This is a genomic window from Pseudonocardia hierapolitana, assembly GCF_007994075.1.
Lineage (GTDB): Bacteria > Actinomycetota > Actinomycetes > Mycobacteriales > Pseudonocardiaceae > Pseudonocardia > Pseudonocardia hierapolitana.
Genome location: NZ_VIWU01000001.1, coordinates 3751294 through 3772638 on the forward strand (window position 1 = coordinate 3751294; position 21345 = coordinate 3772638).

The 21345-nt window shown below is 72.3% G+C and carries 23 protein-coding genes; 7 read left to right on the plus strand and 16 right to left on the minus strand.

Annotation, left to right across the window (positions count from 1 at the left end; translation table 11 throughout):
- Position 1 precedes the first annotated feature (1 nt).
- Both FHX44_RS17910 and FHX44_RS17915 read left to right on the plus strand, forming a co-directional pair.
- Positions 2–1099 carry an FUSC family protein gene (locus tag FHX44_RS17910; RefSeq protein ID WP_246170458.1) on the plus strand — a complete coding sequence of 366 codons (1098 nt, stop codon included), beginning with the start codon at positions 2–4 and terminating at the stop codon, positions 1097–1099.
- Positions 1100–1188: 89 nt separating this feature from the next.
- Positions 1189–1851 carry a lysophospholipid acyltransferase family protein gene (locus tag FHX44_RS17915; protein ID WP_147256837.1) on the plus strand — a complete coding sequence of 221 codons (663 nt, stop codon included), beginning with the start codon at positions 1189–1191 and terminating at the stop codon, positions 1849–1851.
- A gap of 797 nt (positions 1852–2648) precedes the next feature.
- Here FHX44_RS17915 and FHX44_RS17920 read toward each other — a convergent pair.
- The 9 genes from FHX44_RS17920 to FHX44_RS17960 all read right to left on the minus strand — a co-directional run bounded on the left by FHX44_RS17920 (position 2649) and on the right by FHX44_RS17960 (position 10422).
- On the minus strand, positions 2649–4103 hold the full coding sequence (locus tag FHX44_RS17920) for an NCS1 family nucleobase:cation symporter-1 (RefSeq protein WP_147256838.1): 1455 nt from the start codon (positions 4101–4103) through the stop codon (positions 2649–2651).
- Positions 4104–4218: 115 nt separating this feature from the next.
- The gene (locus FHX44_RS17925) at positions 4219–4974 is read right to left on the minus strand and encodes an aspartate/glutamate racemase family protein (protein WP_147256839.1); all 756 of its coding nucleotides are present in this window, start codon (positions 4972–4974) and stop codon (positions 4219–4221) included.
- Positions 4975–5146: 172 nt separating this feature from the next.
- Positions 5147–5866 (minus strand): GntR family transcriptional regulator, encoded by a 720-nt coding sequence (locus FHX44_RS17930; RefSeq protein ID WP_147256840.1) that lies wholly within the window; start codon positions 5864–5866, stop codon positions 5147–5149.
- Positions 5867–5870: 4 nt separating this feature from the next.
- Entirely contained in the window at positions 5871–6650 is a 780-nt protein-coding gene (locus FHX44_RS17935) for an urease accessory protein UreD (RefSeq protein ID WP_147256841.1), read from the minus strand.
- Positions 6650–7357, minus strand: a complete 708-nt coding sequence (ureG, locus tag FHX44_RS17940; RefSeq protein WP_147256842.1) for an urease accessory protein UreG — start codon at positions 7355–7357, stop codon at positions 6650–6652. Before ureG ends, FHX44_RS17935 begins: the two co-directional genes overlap by 1 nt.
- Positions 7358–7377: 20 nt before the next feature.
- Entirely contained in the window at positions 7378–8055 is a 678-nt protein-coding gene (locus FHX44_RS17945) for an urease accessory protein UreF (protein WP_147256843.1), read from the minus strand.
- Positions 8055–9770 carry an urease subunit alpha gene (locus FHX44_RS17950; RefSeq protein ID WP_147256844.1) on the minus strand — a complete coding sequence of 572 codons (1716 nt, stop codon included), beginning with the start codon at positions 9768–9770 and terminating at the stop codon, positions 8055–8057. The genes FHX44_RS17945 and FHX44_RS17950 overlap by 1 nt, the downstream gene beginning before the upstream one ends.
- Positions 9767–10120, minus strand: coding sequence for an urease subunit beta (locus tag FHX44_RS17955; RefSeq protein WP_147256845.1), 354 nt, complete (start codon positions 10118–10120; stop codon positions 9767–9769). The genes FHX44_RS17950 and FHX44_RS17955 overlap by 4 nt, the downstream gene beginning before the upstream one ends.
- Positions 10120–10422, minus strand: coding sequence for an urease subunit gamma (locus tag FHX44_RS17960; protein ID WP_147256846.1), 303 nt, complete (start codon positions 10420–10422; stop codon positions 10120–10122). The genes FHX44_RS17955 and FHX44_RS17960 overlap by 1 nt, the downstream gene beginning before the upstream one ends.
- A 122-nt stretch (positions 10423–10544) precedes the next feature.
- On the opposite strand from FHX44_RS17960, the gene FHX44_RS17965 reads away from it, so the two are divergent.
- The gene (locus tag FHX44_RS17965) at positions 10545–11267 is read left to right on the plus strand and encodes a hypothetical protein (protein WP_147256847.1); all 723 of its coding nucleotides are present in this window, start codon (positions 10545–10547) and stop codon (positions 11265–11267) included.
- Here the strand turns inward: FHX44_RS17965 and FHX44_RS17970 are convergent.
- Positions 11248–11880 (minus strand): TetR family transcriptional regulator, encoded by a 633-nt coding sequence (locus FHX44_RS17970; RefSeq protein ID WP_147256848.1) that lies wholly within the window; start codon positions 11878–11880, stop codon positions 11248–11250. The two genes, FHX44_RS17965 and FHX44_RS17970, sit on opposite strands and share 20 nt — an antisense overlap.
- Before the next feature lie 85 nt (positions 11881–11965).
- Here FHX44_RS17970 and FHX44_RS17975 point away from each other — a divergent pair, with 85 nt between their 5' ends.
- Positions 11966–12415: a nitroreductase/quinone reductase family protein gene (locus FHX44_RS17975; protein ID WP_147256849.1), complete on the plus strand. Its 450-nt coding sequence runs from the start codon at positions 11966–11968 to the stop codon at positions 12413–12415.
- Positions 12416–12574: 159 nt separating this feature from the next.
- On the opposite strand, the gene urtE is transcribed toward FHX44_RS17975, so the two are convergent.
- The 6 genes from urtE to FHX44_RS18005 all read right to left on the minus strand — a co-directional run bounded on the left by urtE (position 12575) and on the right by FHX44_RS18005 (position 18167).
- Entirely contained in the window at positions 12575–13267 is a 693-nt protein-coding gene (gene urtE / locus FHX44_RS17980) for an urea ABC transporter ATP-binding subunit UrtE (protein ID WP_147256850.1), read from the minus strand.
- A complete protein-coding gene (gene urtD, locus FHX44_RS17985; RefSeq protein WP_147256851.1) occupies positions 13268–14044 on the minus strand; it encodes an urea ABC transporter ATP-binding protein UrtD in 777 nt (258 codons plus the stop codon).
- A gap of 166 nt (positions 14045–14210) precedes the next feature.
- Positions 14211–15278, minus strand: coding sequence for an urea ABC transporter permease subunit UrtC (gene urtC / locus FHX44_RS17990; RefSeq protein WP_147256852.1), 1068 nt, complete (start codon positions 15276–15278; stop codon positions 14211–14213).
- On the minus strand, positions 15275–16159 hold the full coding sequence (urtB, locus tag FHX44_RS17995; RefSeq protein ID WP_147256853.1) for an urea ABC transporter permease subunit UrtB: 885 nt from the start codon (positions 16157–16159) through the stop codon (positions 15275–15277). Before urtB ends, urtC begins: the two co-directional genes overlap by 4 nt.
- A gap of 1 nt (position 16160) precedes the next feature.
- A complete protein-coding gene (gene urtA / locus FHX44_RS18000; RefSeq protein ID WP_246170459.1) occupies positions 16161–17420 on the minus strand; it encodes an urea ABC transporter substrate-binding protein in 1260 nt (419 codons plus the stop codon).
- Between the two features lie 135 nt (positions 17421–17555).
- Positions 17556–18167, minus strand: coding sequence for a hypothetical protein (locus tag FHX44_RS18005; RefSeq protein WP_170308947.1), 612 nt, complete (start codon positions 18165–18167; stop codon positions 17556–17558).
- Between the two features lie 169 nt (positions 18168–18336).
- Here FHX44_RS18005 and FHX44_RS18010 point away from each other — a divergent pair, with 169 nt between their 5' ends.
- The 3 genes from FHX44_RS18010 (at position 18337) to FHX44_RS18020 (ending at position 21057) form a co-directional block, all read left to right on the plus strand.
- Complete coding sequence (locus FHX44_RS18010; protein WP_147256854.1) at positions 18337–19617, plus strand: adenylosuccinate synthase; 1281 nt, start codon at positions 18337–18339, stop codon at positions 19615–19617.
- A 381-nt stretch (positions 19618–19998) separates the two neighbouring features.
- Positions 19999–20820 (plus strand): helix-turn-helix domain-containing protein, encoded by an 822-nt coding sequence (locus FHX44_RS18015; protein ID WP_147256855.1) that lies wholly within the window; start codon positions 19999–20001, stop codon positions 20818–20820.
- A 21-nt stretch (positions 20821–20841) separates the two neighbouring features.
- A complete protein-coding gene (locus FHX44_RS18020; protein ID WP_147256856.1) occupies positions 20842–21057 on the plus strand; it encodes a DUF397 domain-containing protein in 216 nt (71 codons plus the stop codon).
- Positions 21058–21345: the final 288 nt, after the last annotated feature.

Sequence of the window (21345 nt, forward strand, 5' to 3'; positions counted from 1 at the left end):
AGTGGTGCCCACGGCCCGGCTGGGCACCCGGCTCGCGGCCGGAAGCCGCAGGCTGCAGCTGTCCGCCCTGCCGATCGCGCAGTGCGCCGTCGCCGCGGGCGGCGCGTGGTTCGTCGCGAACGACCTGGTCGGGCACGCCCGCCCGTTCTTCGCGCCGATCGCCGCGGTGATCAGCCTCGGGGTCTCGCTGGGCAGCCGCCTGCGCCGGGTGGCCGAGCTGGTCGTCGGGGTGAGCCTCGGCGTGCTCGTCGGTGACCTGCTGATCTCCGTGATCGGCAGCGGCACGTGGCAGATCACGCTCGTGGTCGCGCTCGCCATGGCCGTGGCAGTGTTCACCGACGGGGCCACCCTGCTCGTCGCCCAAGCGGGCGCGTCCGCCGTGCTCGTGGCCACCCTCCTGCCACCGGGCGACGCCGGTGGCTTCGACCGCTGCATCGACGCCTTGATCGGCGGAACCGTCGGTCTCCTCGTGGCCGCCGTGCTGCCGTCGGACCCGGTGGGCCCGGTCCGCCGCGAGTCGCGGGCCCTGCTCGACGAGCTCGCCGCCGTGCTCGTCGAGACCGCGGAGGCGCTGCGGAAGCGCGACGCCGAGGGCGCGTCCGCCGCGCTGGCGAGGGCCAGGGCCAGCCAGCCGCTCATCGACGAGTTGCGCGGCGCGCTGCGGGGCGGCCACGAGGTCACCCGGGTCTCCCCGCTGCTGCGCCGTCGCCGCCGGGAGCTCGCCCGGTTCGCGGAGCTCGCCGAGCGCGCCGACTACGCCATGCGCAACGCCCGCGTGCTCGTGCGCCGCACCTACACCGCGCTCTGCGACGACGAGCCCGCCGCGCCCGAGCTCGCCGACGTCCTGAACGAGCTGGCCAATGCCGTCCGGACGCTCACCGCGCAGCTGGGACGCGACGGAGACCGGGAGCAGGCCCGCGAACCCGTGATCGACGTCGTGCGGCACGTGCGGGCCATCGCCGGCACGTTCACGCCCGGCCCGTCGGAGGTCGTGATCGTGGCGCAGGCGCGCTCGATCGCCCTGGACCTGCTGCAGGCCACCGGGCTGCCCCGGCAGGAGGCCCTCGCGGCGATGCGCGGCGACCAGGACGAGGACTGACGCGCCCGTTCCATGCGGCCGTCCGGGTGGTCCTTCGGGCGGTTGTTCCCGGTCGGGAACCCAGCGGACCCGATCGACGTTCCTCGCCCGTGCATCTGCTCGTGCGCTGGTTGCTCGCCCCGCTCGCCAGGTTCATCTACCGCCCGGTGGTGCACGGCGCGGAGTGGGTGCCGCGGAAGGGCGCGGTGATCCTCGCGTCCAACCACCGCGCCGCCGTCGACACCGCGGTGATCGCGTTGACGGCCGGGCGGCCGGTGTCCTTCCTGGGCAAGGCGGAGTACTTCGTCCGCAGTGGCCTGCGCGGCCGCGCGCTGGCGTCGTTCCTGTCGGCGCTGGGGTACGTACCCGTCGACCGCGCGAACGCCAAGGCGGGGCTGGCGGCCCTGCACGCGGCGCGCGAGGTGCTCGACGGAGGCGGTGCGTTCGCGATCTACCCCGAGGGCACGCGGTCGCTCGACGGCCGGTTGCACCGCGGGCACACCGGTGTGGCCAGCCTCGCGCTCGCCACCGGCGCACCGGTCGTGCCGGTCGGGCTGATCGGCACCGAGCGGGTGCAGCCGGTGGGCAAGCGGTTCCCCCGGCCGTACCGGGTGGTCGTCCGGTTCGGGCAGCCGCTCGACTTCAGCCGGTACGAGGGCCTGGAGGGCTCCAACGCCATCCGCCGCGCCGTCACCGACGAGGTGATGGACGCGATCGCACGGCTGTCGCACCAGGAGTACGTCGACACCTACCACGAACGTCCGGCGGCCTAGCGCCCCTGTGATCGCGCGCTCTATGGTCGGCGGCCGGCGCGGCACCTGCCGCGAACCGTTCATCACATGTAGCGGTTGAGGGGCGCCGCGACCGTGCTCTTGGTTGTCGGTGGGCCTGCTGGCGGCGCCGCGCAGTGTGCGGGGCCGCCCCTCCCAGGTCAAGGGCGCTGCGCGTCGCTCCGCGAGCCGCTCCGCGGCCCCTTGACCTGCGAGCCTCTGCGACCCCTCGGGCAAGCCTTGCGGGCAGGCCGGGGCCTGCCCGGTGGGTGCGCGGCGCCGCCAGCAGGCGGTGCCACGGGCACATGATGGCGATCTCCGCGGCCGGCGCGAAGGGGCGTGTGAGCGGCGGTGATCACTCCGAGCTGGACGCCACAGCCCCGGCGAGGACCCTGACGCGCGTCTCGCCGCGATCATGGCGGCCGCTGCCGGTGTTGTCGTCCTCGCCCGCGCCATGATCGCCGGTTCGGTGCGCTCACGGCCACTCGGACAGCCGTGGGTGCGCCGAATCGCTGATCACCGGCCCGTTCTGGCCTCATGATCGGTGTTCCGGCGCATCCACGGCGACAGACGGCCGCAGAGGCACCGACGCGTCGATCATGCCCGTCGGACCGGCCTTCGGTGGCGCCGCGCACCCAACGGGCAGGCCCCGGCCTGCCCACGTAAGACTGCCCGGAGGGGCCGCAGAGGCTCTGAGGGGCCCCGCACACTGCGCGGCGCCACCGAAGGCCCTGGTCAGGCGCGCCACCGAAGGCCCTGGCACGCGCGCGACAACCGGCGAACGCGCCGAGGCCGTCGTGCTAGGCCCGCCTGGAGATCGCCAGGTACCCGGCGAACGCGAGCCCGGCGCCGATGAACCAGCTGAACGCGGCGGCGTCGGCGGAGCCGAGGAACACCACGAGCATGGCGACGGTCGCGCCCACCGCTGTGGCGCCGATCGCCACCGGGTTGTAACCGCCCCGGTAGTGGTAGGTGCCGTCCGGGCGCATCGTGTACAGGTCGTCGACCACCACGTGTCGCTTCTTCACCAGGTAGTAGTCGGCGATGAGCACGCCGTAGAGCGGGCCGATGAAGGCGCCGAGCGTGTCGAGCGTGTAGTGGATGACCTCGGGGCTGGAGTAGAGGTTCCACGGTGTGATCAGCACCGAGCCGACGGCGGCGATCATCCCGCCGGCGCGCCAGCTGATCCGCTGCGGCGCGACGTTGGAGAAGTCGAAGGCGGGCGAGACGAAGTTCGCGACGATGTTGATCCCGATCGTCGCGATCATGAACGTCAGCGCGCCGAGCACCACGGCGTAGGTGTTGTCCAGCCGCGCCACCGTCTCGACCGGGTCGGTGATCAGCTCGCCGAAGACGGGCAGGGTGGCCGCCGTGGTGATGACCGTGAGCAGTGCGAAAGCCAGGAAGTTCACGGGGAGCCCGAGGAAGTTGCCCCGTTTGACGGCGGCGAACGCGCGCCCGTAGCGGGCGAAGTCGCCGTAGTTGAGCATCGGCCCGGAGAAGTAGGACACGACGAGCGCGATCGCCGTGAGCATCACCGGCACCGAGGCCCACCCGGTGATGCTGACCTCCACCAGGTTCAGGTCGATCGCATCCCAGCCCGCCTCGATCACGAGGTAGCCGGCGAGCAGGAACATCACCACGTAGACCGCGGGGCCACAGAAGTCGATGAACTTGCGGATGGCCTCCATCCCGTTCCAGAACACCGCGGCCTGCAGCACCCACATCGCGAGGAACGCACCCCAGCCGAGCAGCGAGAGGCCGGCGAACCCGTACGCCTCGGCGTCGGCATAGGGCGCGACGTACGGCCACAGCTTCAGCGCGACGACCACGAGTGACGCCGACGCGAGGTAGGTCTGGATCCCGTACCAGGCCACGGCGATGAGGCCGCGGATGATCGCCGGGATGTTCGCGCCGAGCACGCCGAACGCCACCCGGGAGATCACCGGGTACGGGGTGCCGGTGGCCTGGCTCGGCCGCGCCACCAGGTTGCACAGCAGGTAGACGATCGAGATCCCGATCAGCAGCGCGACGAGGACCTGCCAGGCGGCGAGCCCGAGCGCGAACAGGCTGCCCGCCGTGACGTAGCCGCCGACGCTGTGCACGTCGGACATCCAGAACGCGAAGAAGTTGTACGAGCCCCAGCGCTGCTCCCGCAGCGGCGCCAGGTCCTCGTTCGTGAGGCGGGGGTCGTAGTGGGGACGGCCCGGAGAATCGGGCTCAGTCGCGTCGGAGTGGGTGAGGGAATCGGTCATCACGCCTCCCGCAGCAGTCCGGATACGATCCCGCTCGGGACGGTAAGCGACATCCCGGCGCGTCAGTGGGTCTCGCCCGATGATTCACGCCGTATTGCGCTGAAGGAAACAAATCTCAACTTATAATTCGCGGCGCGACCTGGAAATCGCGCAGCAACCCGGTGTACGGCTTGGCAGGCGGACGGGCGAACTCACCGCGGTCGCCGGTGCGCAGACCCAGCGCCACCAGCGTCTCCACGGTCCGGGTGGCGGCCGCCACCCCGTCCACCACGGGCACGCCGATCTCCGCGCTGATCTCCGCGCACAGCTCCGCCATGCCCGCGCAGCCCAGCACCACGGCGTCCGAGCCGTCCTCGGTGACGGCCCGCCTGCACTCGGCGAGCACCACCTCCCGCGCGCCGGGCTCCTCGAGGGCGAGCACGCCGATCTCGCACGCCCGTACACGGCGGCAGAAGCGGGCGAGCCCGTAGTGGGCGGCGAGGTCCTCGGCGCGTCCCCGGGTGCGGTCGAGGGTGGTGACCACGCTGAACCCGCGCCCCAGGTAGGCGGCGGTGCGCATCGCGGCCTCGGCGATCCCGACCACCGGTCCGCGGGCCAGCTCGCGCGCGGCGTCGAGCCCGGGGTCGCCGAAGCAGGCGATCACGTAGCCGTCGGCGGATCCGTCCGCCTCGGCGCGGGCGATCTCGGCGAGCATGCCGGGCACGGCGAGCGCCTCGTCGTAGTGGCTCTCGATCGAGGCGGGCCCCATCGCAGGCGTCACGGCGGTGACGGTGGTGCCCGGGCTCGCAGCGGCCGCGGCACAGGCTCCGATCGAGTCGGTCATCGCGGCGGTGGTGTTCGGGTTGATCACGAGGATCCGCGGGGACGCCATGAGCGCAACCTAGGCCGTGTTCAGGAGGTCCGGGTCGATGGGCTTCGTGATCCAGGCGGCCGCTGGCAAGGCGGAGGTTCGAGCCGTCGTACTGGAATACCCGGTCGGGCCGACAACGCAGCCAGCGGCCGCCTGGGCGCGAAGACCGCGATCCGGACCTCCTGAACGCGGCCTATGGCCGCACGCCGTCGGCTGTGCCCGACACCGTCCGGCGCAGGTGCTCGTGGTGGGCCGCGGCCCGCTCCCGCAGCGTCTCCGCGTCGCCTGCCACGAACGCCGCCAGCATCTGCTCGTGCTCGGCGTGCAGGGCGCGCCGCTCCGCGAGCGGCACCTGCGCCATCGGCTGGTACGGCTCGGTGAGGTTCCACGCCGACTCCAGCATCGCCTGCAACCGGTGCATCCCAGCCGGGGCGACGAGCGCGAGGTGGAACCGGCGGCTCTCGCGGTTGTAGCGCCGCACGTCGCCGTCCTCGATGGCGGCGGCGAGCGCGTGGTGGGCCTCCCGGGCACCGGCGTGGTCCGCGCCGTCCGCCTGCGCGACGGCCGCCGCCAGTGCGGCCTGCTCCAGCACGCCGCGCACCACGTACAGCTCGTCGAGCTCGGCCGGGGTCAGGCACGCCACGGTGTAGCCGCCGCGCCGCCGGTGTTCCACCAGGCCCTCGCCGACCAGCGTCTTCAAGGCCTCGCGCACCGGGATCACGCTGACCTCGAACAGCGCCGCCACCTCGTCGCAGGGGATCGCGAGGCCGGGAGGGGCGTCGCCGGCGAGGATCACGCGGCGCAGCTCGTCGAGCACCGCCTCCGGCGCGCCGGTGCGGCGCGACCGCGACAGCTCCGCCACGAACGTGGAGACGTCGTCCGGCAGGCGGCGCCGGGGCCCGTGACCGGTCATCGCCTCACCGTACGGCCGGCTGGTCGCCGACCACGCCCGCCGACCAGCCGGGGTGGGCGGCAACGGCATCGGCGAGCGCGCGCTGCGCGGAGACCGCGTCGCTGCCGACGGCCGTGGCCAGGCTGCCCCGGCCGGGCAGCGGGCTGAGCGACCACCAGCCCCCGGCCACCGCCTCAGCAGGGTCCTCCCCCCACACGAGCACCTCGGTGCCCAGCACCCGCCGGCCCGCCAGGTGCGCGGGTGAGGCCTGGAGCGCGGCGTCGCCCAGCTCCTGCTCCTGCACGAGCAGCGGCCGGGCCCCGTCCCGCACGCGGACGAGCCCGCGGAACCGGCCGGACGCCTCGCCGCTGCGGCCCGCCACCAGCACCTCCCGGCACCGCAGCCGCGACCCGGCGCCGAGCCCGACGTGCAGCTCGCCGTGGTGGTCGGCGCGCCGCGTGACCACGGTCGGTTCGGGGAGGAACTGCAGCCCGGCGCCGTCGGCCACCAGCAACCGGATCACGAGGCGGCTGGGCCTGCCGGTCTGCCCGGGCAGCGCCAGTGCTGCGGCCACCCCGGTGAGCACGAGGTCGGCGCCCGGCCCGACCTCGACGTCGAGGGCCACGTCGTCGCCGCCCAGCGGGCTCGTGGCCGAGCCGACCATGTGCACGGTGGCCACCGGCGAACGTGCGGCCGCGGCGCCCCGCTGGGGCAGCAGCGCCAACGGAGGCTGCGAGCGCAGCTCCCGTACGACGCTGCGCCCGTCCGGGCCGAGCTCGACGACGACGCGTGCCCTCCCTCGCACTAGACCGGGGTGCTGACGGTCGCCACCTGGGCGAGGACCCACTCGGCGACCTCCGTGGCGGCCGGGTCGGCCACCAGCGACTGCGCGATCACGGGCAGCTCGCCGCGCATGCGGTGCGCGTCCGAGGTCATGACGTCCAGGTCGGCGCCGACGAGCGGGGCGAGATCGATCTTGTTGATCACGAGCAGGTCGGCGGTGGTGACCCCCGGCCCGCCCTTGCGCGGCACCTTGTCCCCGCCTGCCACGTCCACCACGAAGATCTGCCGGTCCACCAGCCCGCGGCTGAACACCGCGGTGAGGTTGTCGCCGCCGCTCTCGACCAGCACCAGGTCGAGGTCGCCGAACCGCTCCTCGAGCAGCTCGATCGCGTCGAGGTTGGCGGTGATGTCGTCGCGGATCGCGGTGTGCGGGCAGCAGCCGGTCTGCACGGCCTCGATCCGCTCGGGCGCGAGCACCGCGTTGCGACGCAGGAAGTCGGCGTCCTCGGTGGTGTAGATGTCGTTGGTCACGACGGCGAGGTTCAGCCGCTCGCCCAGCGCGCGGGCCAGGGCCGCCACCAGCGCGGTCTTGCCGCTGCCGACGGGCCCGCCGATGCCGATCCGCACCGCGCGACCGCGCGGCTCCAGCGGTTCGTGCCGGTCGGGCTCCGACTCTGTCGGGTCGAGACTGATCAGGTGATCGTGGCCATGACCATGACTAGTGCTCATGTTCGCTCCGCACGCTCCGCTCAGCTGACAAAGAGACGCACCTGCTCCCGGTGTTGACGAACGTGGGCCTGGGCCATGAGGTCGAGCACCGGCGCGCCGGGCGCAGGCAGCCGGTCGGCAGGCCGGGACGCGGCCGCCTCGGCGACGACCGCGTCGAGCGCGGGCCGCAGCGCGACCACCGCGGCGTTGACGGCGAACGGGTCCAGGCCGAGCAGCCGCACGGCGGCCGACGCCGGCCCGCTCAGGGCGAGGTAGGCGGCACACTGCGCGGCCTCTGCCGGGCTCCCGCCGTCGATTCCGATCACGGCCCCGACCAGCAGCGGATGGTGCGGCCGGGCCGCTGCGGCCACGAGCGTGTCCAGCACCGGCGACGGCCATGCCACGCGTGCCGCGCGCAGGGCGGCCCGGCCCTGGGCCCGGGACGCCTCGCGCTGGGCGGCGGCAGGCGTCCTGGCGTCCAGCTCCGCGTCGAGGACGGCGAACGGGTCCCCGGCGCCGCGGGCGGTCGCGACCGCCGCGGCGGCGAACGCGGCCGCGACCAGCCCGGCCGTCCGCAGCCGGCCGTGCAGGAACGGCGCCAGGTCGGCCACGCCCGTGACGAGCCCGCGGGCGACGGCCTCCTCCAGCCCGCCGGAGTGCACGTGGCCGCCCCCGGGGAAGCGGGCGTCGGCGAGGGTGAGGGCGGCGAGCGAGCTCATCAGAACAGGAAGTAGCGCTGCGCCATCGGCAGCTCGGACACCGGGGCCGGTTCGACCAGCTCGCCGTCGATGCGCACGGCGAACGAGTCCGGGTCGACCTTCACCTCGGGTGTGGCGGCGTTGGCGATCATGTCCGCCTTGGACACCGATCGGGTGTCGGCCACCGCGAGCGCCGGCTTGGTGAGCCGCAGGTGGTCGAGGCCGGCGTCGAGGGCGGCGGCGGCCACGAAGTTCCGGCTCGTCTCGGCCGCGACGAGCGGTGCGGCCCCGAACATCGGGCGGGGGAACACCGGCTGCGGGGTGGGGATCGACGCGTTGGCGTCGCCCATCTGCGCCCACGCGATGAACCCGCCCTTGAGCACCAGCTCGGGTCGGACGCCGAAGAACTTCGGCTCCCACAGCACGAGGTCGGCGAGCTTGCCCACCTCGACCGAGCCGATCTCGTCCGCCATGCCGTGCGCGAGCGCCGGGTTGATCGTGTACTTGGCGATGTAGCGCTGCGCCCGGACGTTGTCGGCGCGGCCGTCGCCGGGCAGCGCGCCGCGGGCGGCCTTCATGACGTGCGCCGTCTGCCATGTCCGGATGATCACCTCGCCGATCCGGCCCATGGCCTGCGAGTCCGAGCTCATCATCGAGATCGCGCCCATGTCGTGCAGGAAGTCCTCGGCCGCGATGGTGCTGGGCCGGATGCGGCTCTCGGCGAAGGCGAGGTCCTCGGGCACGCCGGCGTTGAGGTGGTGGCAGACCATGAGCATGTCGAGGTGCTCGTCGATCGTGTTCACGGTGTGCGGGCGGGTCGGGTTGGTCGACGACGGGAGCACGTTCGCCTGCGCGACCACCTCGATGATGTCCGGCGCGTGCCCGCCGCCCGCGCCCTCGGTGTGGAAGGCGTTGATCGAGCGGCCGCCGATCGCGGCGAGGGTCGAGGAGAGGAAGCCCGCCTCGTTGAGCGTGTCGGTGTGGATCGCGACCTGCACGCCGGACGCGTCGGCCACCCGCAGGCAGGCGTCGATCGCCGCCGGGGTCGTGCCCCAGTCCTCGTGCAGCTTGAACCCGCCCGCGCCGGCCCGCAGCTGCTCCCACAGCGCGTCGGCGCTGGTGGTGTTGCCCTTCCCCATCAGCAGCACGTTGATCGGGAGGTGATCGAGGGCCTGCAGCATGCGGCCGATGGCGCGCGGCCCCGGCGTCACGGTCGTGGCCTTCGTGCCCTCCGCCGGGCCGGTGCCGCCGCCCGCCAGCGTCGTGAGTCCCGCGGCGAGCGCGGTGTCGATCAGGCCCGGGGTGATGAAGTGGACGTGGCAGTCGATCCCACCCGCGGTGAGGATCCTCCCGTTCCCGGCGATCACCTCGGTGGACGGGCCGATGACCAGCGCATCGTCGACGCCGTCCATCGTGTCGGGGTTGCCTGCCTTGCCGATGCCGACGATCCGGCCGTCGCGAATGCCGACGTCGGCCTTGACCACGCCCCAGTGGTCGAGCACGACCGCTCCGGTGATCACGAGGTCCGCGGCGCCCTCTGCGCTGGTGCGCGTGGACTGGCCCATCGACTCGCGGATCACCTTGCCGCCGCCGAACAGCACCTCGTCGCCGGACGCGCGACCGCGGCTGCGGTCCTCGGTGACCTCGATCAGCAGGTTGGTGTCGGCCAGCCGGATGCGGTCACCGGCCGTGGGCCCGAACAGGTCGATGTAGCGGCTGCGTTCGATGGACGTCACGGTGTGGGCTCCGATCCGCGCTCGTCGAGAGCGCCTGCGAACTCGGGGCGCAGGCCGGGCACCCGGCGGGCGCCGGCGAGCGGCACGAGCACGACCTCGCGCTCGACGCCCGGTTCGAACCGCACGGACGTGCCCGCGGGGATGTCGAGGTGGCGGCCCCACGCAGCGGCCCGGTCGAACTCCAGGCCGGGGTTCACCGCGGCGAAGTGGAAGTGGGAACCGACCTGCACGGGCCGGTCCGCCGCGTTGGTGACGACGACGGTGACCCGATCCCGGCCGGGGTTGAGCGGCACGGCCCCCTCCCCGGGGATGATCTCACCGGGGCCACCCGGTCCTGCTGAGCCGGCCATCAGACGATCGGGCTGTGGACGGTGACGAGCTTGGTGCCGTCCGGGAAGGTGGCCTCGACCTGCACCGAGTCGAGCATCTCGCCCACGCCGTCGAGCACGTCGTCCTTCGAGAGCACTTCTCGTCCGCTCGACATGAGCTCCCCGACCGTGCGCCCGTCTCGCGCACCCTCCAGCACGTGGTCGGTGATCAGCGCGACCGCCTCGGGGTAGTTCATCCGCAGCCCGCGTGCCTTGCGGGCCCGCGCGACGTCGGCCGCGACGTGGACGAGCAGCTTGTCGCGCTCCTGGGGGCTCAGGTGCATGGCGCCATCCTCACCGCGGTTTGTTACTCGGATGCTTCGATCATGTTTCTGCGGCGGCCTCCGTGACGGAGCGCATGCGCCTGCACCGGGCAGCCCTCACCTGATCGTGAGAGGGTGCCCGGATGAGCGAGCCAACGCAGTGGGGCCCGCCACGTTTCGATGCGGCTCCCCGACCGACAGCTCACTACCCGACCGCTCCCCATCCGACCGCTCCCCACCCGGCCGGCCACCGACCCGCCGGCCCGCCCCCGGCGGCGCAGGACAGGACGGCGTTCCTCCCCACCACGCCGATCCCGACCGTGCGGGCGGAGATCCCGCGAAGCCCGGTGCCGCGCCACCCTCCCGATGACGACTACGACGACTACTCGTCGGGGCGGCCGCGCAGGCGCGGGCAGGTCTTCGCAGGCCTGGTGCTGCTCCTGGCGCTGGCCGTGTCGGCGCTGATGTACTACCTGACCTACCAGACGCTCGCGTCGGTCCGCATCACGTCCGGCGACGGGGTCGGTGGCGTCGGCGGCCAGGTGTTGAGCCTGGGCACGGTGATGTTCGCGGCGCTCGTGGTGTTCGTGCTCGCCGTGATCGCCCTCGTGATCGCCCGCCCCAAGGCGCTCGCCGGGCTCGGCCTCGCCGCGTCGCTGCTGCTGCCGGTCGCCGCCCTCGTGATGGGCCTCTGGTACGGCGGCTCGGTGCTGCGGCAGAACGTCGAGAGCGAGATCGCGCAGGCGGGGCCCGAGGTCGCGGCCCAGGGTGCGGCCGCGGTGGCCGACGCCATCGTCCAGGAGCTGGAGAACCGCGGGATCGACGCCGGCCCGGTGCGCGATCTGATCAGGAGCGCCGTGGGGTAGCAGACGGGTAGTCCAGACCTCCCGCCAGCAGGTCGAACGCCTCCTCGAGCAGGTTCGACAGGGGCGCGTCCGGCCGGTGGACCTGCCATTCGCCCACCGCGGCCTCGAGCGCGCACAGCACGATCGTCGCCACCAGCTGCGGCCGTCCGTCGCGGGCCGGGTCGACGCCCATCCGCATCGCGAGCAGGCGCGCCATCTCGCCGCTGCGGAGCGCTCCCCGGTGCAGCGATGCCGCCCGCACGGTCGGGCTGCTGAGCAGCAGTGCGCGGACGCTCCGGAGGCGGATCCCGCCGTCTTCCGACCCTGCGTCCTCGTGTGCGCGCACCGTCCCGACGACGGCCCGGCGCAACGCCGTGAGCACCGACTCCGCGGGCGGGCGCGCCTCCAGCGCGCGGATCACCTCGGTGACCTGCTGGTCCAGCACCGAGACGGCGACGTCCTCCTTCGACGAGAAGTAGCGGAAGAACGTCCGCGGCGAGATGTCGATGGCCACCGCGATCTGCTCGACGGTGGTGTTCTCGACTCCCTGGCGCGCGAACAGCGCGCAGGCGGCGTCGGTCAGGGCCTCGCGCGTTCGCTGCTTCTTGCGTTCGCGCAGCCCGGATCCACTCACCGGGGCACCGTACGCCGAGCACGATCGCGACACAAAGCGCCATGTGTCACTTGCTGTCAACTGTCATACTATGACAGAATCTGGCATGCCCAAGGCCCCGCCTGCCTCGTCCCCGTTCTGGAAGTTGCACCGCCATGGCGCCCGCCTGAACCGGGTCCTCTTCCGCTGGAGCGGAGGGCGCGTCGGGGGGACCTTCCGCGGTGCACCCGTCCTGCTGCTCGACCACGTCGGCCGCAGGTCGGGCGTCCCGCGCACCAACCCCCTGATCTACCTGGACGACGCCCCGAACCTCGTCGTCGTGGGGTCGAAAGGGGGCACCGACACGCACCCGGCCTGGTTCCACAACCTCATGTCGATGCCGATGACGGAGGTCGAACTGCCGGGCGGCGTGCGTCGCCGGGTGCGGCCGCGGGTCGCGGAAGGGGAGGAACGCGAGCGGCTGTGGGGTCGGCTCGTGCAGGTCTACCGGCCCTATGCGGCCTACGCGACCTACACCGACCGGGAGATCCCGGTCGTCGTCCTCGAGCCCATGTAGGAGCGTGCTGAAGAGCCCCGACCTACTGCGCGACGCCCAGGCGGCCACCTCGCTGCGTTGTCGTCGTCGCAGATACGACCCGGTATCGGCCTCCTCCTCCGCCTTGCGATGTGGCCACCTGGACGCCGCTCGCTACGGCCGGGGCCCTTCAGCACGCTCCTAGATCGCCATCGCCGACCGCACGTCGGTGACCGAGTCGGCGCCGCCGCTGCCCTCCGCCGTCACCCGCCCCGAAGCGAGCACGTAGTAGTGGTTCGCGGCGTCGAGGGCGAAGCCGACGTGCTGCTCGACCAGCAGCACCGACAGCCCGCCGCGGCGGGTGAGCCCACGGATCGCGTCCTCGATCTCGGCCACCACGGAGGGCTGGATGCCCTCGGTGGGCTCGTCGAGGATGAGCATCCGCGGCTGGGTGATCAGCGCGCGGGCGATGGCGAGCTGCTGGCGCTGCCCGCCAGACAGCAGCCCGGCGCGCCGCCCGAGCAGGTCCTTCAGCGCCGGGAAGAGGTCGAGCGCCTCGTCGATCAGGCCCTTGCCGCGGGGCTTCGTGTCGGCGACGACCTGCAGGTTCTCCAGCGTGGTCAGCTGCCCGAACGACTGCTGGCCCTGCGGCACGTACGCGAGACCGCGTCGCACCCGCTGGTGCGGATGGGTGCCGGTGACGTCCTCGCCGTCCAGCAGGATCCGGCCCGACCGGGTGGGCAACAGCCCGACGGCCGCACGCAGCAGGGTGGTCTTGCCTGCGCCGTTGTGGCCCATCACGGCGACGACCCCGTCGGCGGGCACCCCGATCGTGACGCCGTGGATCACGGACGTGCGGCCGTAGCCGACCTCGACGTCGGTCATGGTCAGCATCTACGACACCTCTCCGAGGACCGTCTCGACCTCGGCCTGCGAGTGGTGGCCGGGTCCGAGGTAGACCTCCTGCACGCGGGGGTCGGCCTGCACCTCGCGGACGCTGCCCTCGGCGAGCACCTTCCCGGCGTGGAGCACGGTGACGGAGTTCGCGAAGGAGCGCATGAAGTCCATGTCGTGCTCCACGACCACGACGGTTCGGTCGGCGCCGATGCGCTGCAGCAGCCGGCCCGTCTCGTCCTTCTCCTCCGCGCTCATGCCCGCCACGGGCTCGTCCAGCATGAGCAAGCGGGCGTCCTGCACGAGCAGCATGCCGATCTCGAGCCACTGCTTCTGGCCGTGCGCGAGCACCCCGGCCGGGGCGTCGACCAGCTCGGTCAGCCCGACCGTTTCGAGGGCCCGCTCGACCTCCTCCGGGATGTCCCGCCTGCGCCGGACCAGCGTGAGGGGCCCGCGGCGGTGGCCGGCGGCGATGTCGAGGTTCTGCAGCACCGTGAGCTCCTCGAACACGGTGGCGGTCTGGAAGGTGCGGCCCACGCCGAGCCGGGCGATCCGGTGCACCTTGCGGCCGGTGAGCTCGTGCCCGCCGTAGCGGACCGACCCGGTGGCCGGCACGAGCCCGGAGACGGCGTCGATCAGGGTGGTCTTGCCTGCGCCGTTGGGCCCGATGAGGAACCGCAGGTCGCCCGGCAGCACCGAGAGGTCCACGCCGTCGACGGCCACGAACCCGTCGAAGCTGACGGTGAGGCCCGAGATCTCCAAGTAGTCCCTGTTCATCTGCCTCCGCTCCGCTCCGGCGGGCTTGCGGGCCCTTGATGACGCCGCCTTGCTCCTCCGGTGCTCGGTCGCTCGTTCCTCGCTCCCTGCGCGCCTCCCCCGCAAGACGGCGCCGGCCGGCAAGCGGCACTCAGCGGGTCTCCCCCACAGGGAGACGTGCGCTCGCTCATTGCGTAGCCGGAAGGGGTGCCGGGACCGGAGCCGGTCCCGCCGCACGCGCCCGCCGCCGCCACGCCAGCGACGCGAGCCCGCCGGGCAGGAAGGCGATCACCAGCATGAACAGCAGCCCCTGGGCGTAGGTCCAGCCCGACGGGAACTGCTCGGAGAGCGCGCTGCCCGCCCACGCCACCGCGATCGCGCCCAGCACCGGCCCGAACAGCGTGGTGCGTCCGCCGATGGCGACGCCGATGAGCATCCCGATGGACGGCACGATGCCGACGTCGTTGGGCGAGACGATGCCGACGATCGGCACGAACAGCGCCCCCGCGATGCCGGCCATGAACGCCGCCACCACGAACGCGACCGTCTTGACGTTCGCCGGGTCGTAGCCGAGGAACCGCACCCGCTCCTCGGCGTCGCGGCAGGCCACGAGCAGCTCGCCGAAGCGGCTCACCATGAGCTGGCGGACGAGCGCGAGCACGAGCAGCAGCACGCCTGCTGCCGTGAAGAACAGCACCAGGCGGTTCGCGGGGTCGGAGAGCGCGAACCCGAAGAAGCCGCGGAAGCCGGACAGGCCGGTGGAGCCGCCGGTACCGGTCGGATTGCCGATCAACAGGATCGCGAAGGCCGCGGCGAGGGCCTGGGACAGGATCGCGAAGTACGCCCCGCGCACCCTGCGCCGGAACGTCGCGAGGCCCAGCACGGCGGCGACGGCTGCGGGCAGCAGCAGGATCGCGAGCAGCGTGACGACCTCGGAGCGGAACGGCTCCCACCACCACGGCACGCCGTCCGACGAGATCAGCGCCATGAAGTCGGGCGTGCCGCCGGGACCGGCGTCGGCGAGCTTCAGGTGCATCGCCATCAGGTAGGCGCCCATCCCGAAGAACACGCCCTGGCCGAGGGTCAGCATCCCGCCGCGGCCCCACGCCAGCCCGATCCCGACCGCGACGATGGCGAAGCAGAGGTAGCGGCCGAGCTGGTCGAGCCGGAACGGGCTGAGCGCGAGCGGGGCCACGGCGAAGAGCAGCACGGCGGCCACGGCGAACGCGGCGGGCACCGCCCAGCGCCGGTTCATGCGAGGCTCCTGGTGCGCACGGTGAAGATCCCCTGGGGTCGGACCTGCAGGAACGCGACGATCAGCGCGAACACCAGCACCTTCGCGATCGACGCGGTGGTGGAGTACTCGATCCAGCTCTGCGCCACGCCGAGCAGGAACGCGGCGATCACCGCGCCCCTGATCTGGCCGATCCCGCCGACGACGACCACGAGGAACGCGTCGACGATGTAGGACGTACCGAGGTTGGGCGAGATCGAGCCCATCAGCGTGAGCGCCACCCCCGCGACGCCCGCGAGACCGGACCCGATGAAGAACGTCAGGCGGTCCGTGGCGCGCGTGGAGATCCCGGAGGTCTCCGCGAGGGGCCGGTTCTGCACGGTGGCGCGGATCCGCCGCCCGAGCGCGGTGTAGCGCAGCGCGGCGGCGAGCGCGACGAACGCCGCCACCGCGAGCAGCAGGATGAACAGCCGCGTGCGCGGGAACGAGAACCCGAGCAGCTCGACCGGCCCGGAGAGCCAGCCGGGCGCCGGCACGTCGACGCCCGCCGTGCCGAACACGTCCCGGGCCAGTTGCTGCAGCACCAGCGAGACCCCCCAGGTGACGAGCAGGGTGTCCAGCGGCCGGTGGTACATCCGGCGCAGCAGCGTGGCCTCGAGGACCACCCCGAGCACGCCGCCGACCGCGAACGCGATCGGCAGCGACACCACCAGTGACAGCCCGGCGGAGCCCAGCACGTTCTGCGTGACGTAGGCGGTGTAGGCGCCGGCCATGATGAACTCGCCGTGCGCCATGTTGATCACGCCCATCTGGCCGAACGTGAGGGCGAGGCCGAGCGCCGCGAGCAGCAGGATCGAGCCGCCGGACAGGCCGTTGAAGATCTGCGTGACGAGGACGTCCACGTCAGCTCGCGAGGCCGGAGGCCCACGGGTACGTCGTCAGGTACGGGTCCGGCTCGATCGGCGCGCCCGAGGACCACTCGGTGTGGATGAGGCCGTCGGCGCCGATCTTGCCGATCAGGGCGGTCTTGGCGATGTGGTGGTTCTCGCCGTTGACGGTGACGGTGCCTTCGGGGGCGTCGTAGCTCACCCCGCCGGCCGCGGCCTGCACGGCGGCGACGTCGAACGAGCCGGCCTTCTCGACCATGCCCTTCCACAGGAACAGCGACGCGTACGCCGCCTCCATCGGGTCCGACGTCACGCGGGTCGCCCCGTACTTCGCCTTGAAGGCCTCGACGAACTGCTGGTTCGTGGGCGTGTCGATCGTCTGGTAGTAGTTCCAGGCCACCGGCTGGCCGACGATGTTGTCCACGCCGATGCCGCCGACCTCCTCCTCGGCGATCGACACGCTGATCACCGGCATCGCGGCCGGCGTCAGGCCGAGGTTCTTGTACTCCTTGAAGAACGCGACGTTGGAGTCGCCGTTGAGCGTGTTGAACACCGCGCCGGCGCCGGCGTCGCGGACCTTGGCGACGATCGTGGCGAAGTCGGTGTGGCCGAGCGGTGCGTACTCCTCGCCCTTGACCTCGATGCCGTTCGCGGCCGCGTACGCCTTGATGATCTTGTTGGCGGTCTGCGGGAAGACGTAGTCGCTGCCCACGAGGAACAGGCTCGTGACGCCCTGCTCCTTCAGGTAGTCCAGCGCCGGGATGATCTGCTGGTTGGTGGTGGCGCCGGTGTAGAAGATGTTCTTCGACGACTCCAGGCCCTCGTACTGCACCGGGTAGAAGAGCAGCGAGTTGTTGCTCTCGAACACCGGCAGCATCGCCTTGCGCGACGAGGAGGTCCAGCCGCCGAACACCGCCGCTACGCAGTCGCTGCGGATCAGCTTCTGCGCCTTCTCGGCGAAGATCGTGGGCTCCGACGCGCCGTCCTCCGCGACGACCGAGAGCTGCTTGCCCAGCACCCCGCCTGCGGCGTTGATCTGCTCCGCGGCGAGGGACAGCGAGTCGAAGACGGTGTTCTCGCTGATCGCCATCGTGCCGGAGCGCGAGTTCAGGAAACCGATCTTGATCTCGTTGCCCGATGTGTCGACGCAGGACGGGGCGGCGGCCGGGCCGCCGGATCCGGCGGCGTCGACGCGGGCGCCGCAGGCGGACAGCATCAGGCCGGCTGTCAGCAGGGCAGCGGCCCTGATGGCCCGGCGAGATCGAGATGTGGTCACAGGCGTTCCTTCCGAGACGACGGGCCGCCGTGCTCCGGCCCTCGGCCGAACGTAGGAACGCGATGTTTCGCGCGTGATCTGATCAGGTGAACACGGTGTGTCCTGCCCTCACTCGGTGTGACCCTGCTCCTGCGTTCAGGGGCGCACGAGCAGCCAGTCGGACGTATGCCGGTACCAGGTCCTGCGGGGAACCGGACGCGGGTGCGGTACGCCGTCCGCCACCACGATCGCGGGCTCGCAGCCCACCTGCACCGCCCTGCCCAGCCCGGAGCCCGCACCGCGGGGGGCGCGGGCGGGCACCGGCCGCATGCGCCCGTCCGGTGCCCGGCCACCCCAGCCGGCCCGCACGGCGATCCCGTGCGGTCCGGGGGCGACGACGAGGCGGCGGGCGCGCCCGCGCAGTACGAGATTCTCGTCGCAGTAGCACTCGCCGCGGACGTCGCGGATCTCCCCGCGGCCCACGAGCACCCCGCCGGTGTCGTCGCGCGCGAGCGGTACGGGGGACGCGGTCCCCGCGACGGCCAGCGCCGCGGCGGCGGATCCGGTCGGCAAGCCCCAGGCCCTGGTGGCGGGCGAGCGCCGCGCCGGCACGTACGCCACCTCGACGTCCAGCCGCTCGGTGCGCAGCAGCCGCAGCAGCACGGCGGCGAGGTCGGCGTCGGTGCCGGCGACCACGACCCGTCGCGGGGCGTGCTCGGCGAGCACGGGGTCGAGGTCGGTGCGGCCGGGGCGAGCGGGCAAGGCCACGGCGGTGAGGGCAGCGAGCGGACCACCAGGGCGACTACCGTGCACGGGGAGCCGCCGGGCCTGCCCCTGATCGGAGCAGGTCAGCAGCACCACGTCCGAATCGATCGGGCTCACTGATCGGTTACCCTTCCCCGCCGCGGTTGAGGTGCGGCCAGGACTGGAGTTTCACATGCCGGCGATCGTGCTGATCGGCGCCCAATGGGGCGACGAAGGCAAGGGCAAGGCCACCGACATTCTCGGTAGCCAGGTCCAGTGGGTGGTTCGTTACCAGGGCGGCAACAACGCCGGCCACACGGTGGTGCTGCCGAACGGTCAGGACTTCGCTCTCCACCTCATCCCGTCCGGGATCCTCACCCCCGGCGTCAAGAACGTGATCGGCAATGGCGTCGTGGTGGACCCCGGCGTGCTGCTCGACGAGCTCTCCGGCCTCGAGGCGCGCGGCGTGGACACGAGCAATCTTCTGATCAGCGCGGATGCGCACTTGATCATGCCGTACCACGTGGCGATCGACAAGGTCACCGAGCGGTTCCTGGGCAAGGCCAAGATCGGCACCACCGGCCGCGGGATCGGGCCGGCCTACCAGGACAAGGTGGCCCGCGTCGGGGTCCGCGTGGCGGACGTGCTCGACGAGAAGATCCTGCACCAGAAGGTCGAGGCCGCCCTCGACTACAAGAACCAGGTGCTCGTCAAGGTCTACAACCGGCGGGCGCTCTCGGTCGACGAGGTCGTCGACACCGTGCTGGCGCACGGCCGCAAGTTCGCCGACCGGATCGCCGACACGCGCCTGCTGCTCAACAAGGCCCTCGAGGCCGGTGAGACGGTGCTGCTGGAGGGGTCCCAGGGCACCCTGCTCGACGTCGACCACGGCACCTACCCGTTCGTCACCAGCTCGAACCCGACGGCGGGCGGCGCGGCGGTCGGCTCGGGGATCGGTCCCAGCAGGATCACGCGGGTGATCGGGATCCTCAAGGCCTACACCACCCGCGTCGGCTCAGGTCCGTTCCCCACGGAGCTGCTCGACGCGATGGGCGAGCACCTGCGCAAGGCCGGCGGCGAGGTGGGGGTCACGACCGGGCGTCCGCGCCGCTGTGGCTGGTTCGACGCCGTCATCGGCCGCTACGCCGTGCGCGTCAACGGCATCACCGACTTCTTCCTCACCAAGCTCGACGTGCTCTCCGGCCTGGAGACGGTGCCGATCTGCGTCGGCTACGAGGTCGACGGGCGGCGGGTCGACGACATGCCGATGACGCAGACCGACGTCCACCACGCCCTGCCGGTCTACGAGGAGCTCCCGGGCTGGTTCGAGGACATCTCGGCCTGCCGCACCTTCGACGACCTCCCGGCCACCGCCCGCGCCTACGTGGAGCGGATCGAGGAGCTGACCGGGGCTCCGGTCAGCGCGATCGGCGTCGGCCCCGGCCGCGAGCAGACGATCACGCGCGACGTCTGACCGCGGCCGCACGGCCGGCGCGAACACGAGCACCACCGCCACCACCGCCAGCACCACAGCGGCCACCGCACCCACCTGCCCGGGCAGCGGTGGCCGCTGAGGCCAGCCGAGCAGCAGCACGGAGGCCGCGGCAGCCACTGCCCCGGACAACAGCGGTGCGATCACCCCGAGGGCGGCAGTCGATCGAGGTCCGACCCGGTTCACGCTGGGAGAATAGGCCGAACTCGGCGCGTTGTTGACCCGATCGCGTGAAGGCGTGTGTGTGTGTCGGTCTCGGGAGTGAGCGAGCACGGCAGTGGGATTCCCGATCCCGGGTTTCCCCGTGCCACGATCCGTGATCGAGACGGAGCGGGGGGTCACGTGACGCGGCACGAGGGATCGATGATCCGACGGCGGGTGCTGGCCCGGCAGCTGAAGCTGCTGCGCGAGCAGTCCGGGCTCACCCTGGAGCAGGCGGCGCCGAAGCTGGACTTCTCGGTGAGCAAGCTCAGCCGGATCGAGAACGCCCAGGTCGTGATCGACGTGCACTGGGTGAAGAGCATGCTCGACGTGTACGACGTCGGCGGGGTCCGGTGGAACGAGCTGCTCGAACTCGCCAGGGAGGCCCAGCAGCCCGGATGGTGGCGGGCCTACGGGCTGGGCAACAACAGCTACATCGCCTTCGAGACCGAGGCGCGTCGGGTCCAGGTCTTCACCCTCGGCTACGTACCCGGCCTGTTGCAGACCGCCGATTACGCCAGGGCCCTGATGCGGGGGGTTCCGGTGCGGCGCACCGATGAGGAGCTGGACAACGAGGTCGCGGCCCGGATGTACCGCCAGCAGCGGTTGAACTCCGAGGAGAACCCGTTGGAGCTGGTGACGGTGGTCGACGAGTCGGCCCTGTACCGGCCGGTGGGCGGCCCGGAGGTCCTGCGCAGGCAGCTCGAGCAGATCGCCGTGCTCGCCGACCTGGACACGGTGACGCTGAGGGTGCTGCCGAGCGCTGTCGGCGCCCATGCCGGCTTGGCCTCCAGCTTCACAATCCTCAGCTTCGGTGAGCTCGGCGAGCCCGAAATGGCCCACGTCGAGCACACCATCGGCGCTCTGATACTCCACAAGGAGGCGGAGGTCGCGCGGGCTAGGGTGGCGTTCGAGTGCGTGCTGTCCGACGCGCTCGACCCGGCCGAGTCACTGGCGCTGATCCAGCGGCTGGCCCGGAGGTGAGCCCGTCCGAAGGAGAAGGCCGTGGGCGACGACGAGCTCCGCTGGTTCACGAGCAGTTTCAGCGGTGGCAACGGCGAGAACTGCGTCGAGGTGGCGTTCCTGCCCGGCGCGGTCGCGGTGCGGGACACGAAGAACCGCGCCCTCCCCGCGCACCGCCATGCCGCCGCCGACTGGGCGGCCTTCCTCGCAGGCGTTCGTGGCGGCGAGTTCGACAGCGCTGATCCGGCGGTCGGCTGAAGCGGGCCCGATGGTTCGAGTAGGCGCTCGGGGCCTTCGGTGGCGCCGCGCATTGTGCGGGGCCGCCCCTCAGAGCTCAAGGGCGCCTGCGGCGTCGCTCCGCGATCGCTGCGCGACCCTTGACCTCCGAGCCTCTGCGGCCCCTCTCGGGCAGCACAACAGGGGCAGGCCACCGGCCTGCCCTTCGGGCGCGCGGCGCCACCGAAGGCGGTCCGACGGGCGTGATCAACGCGTCGGTGCGAAAGCGGCCGTATTCAGCCGGGAATGCGCCGAACTGCGGATCACGCC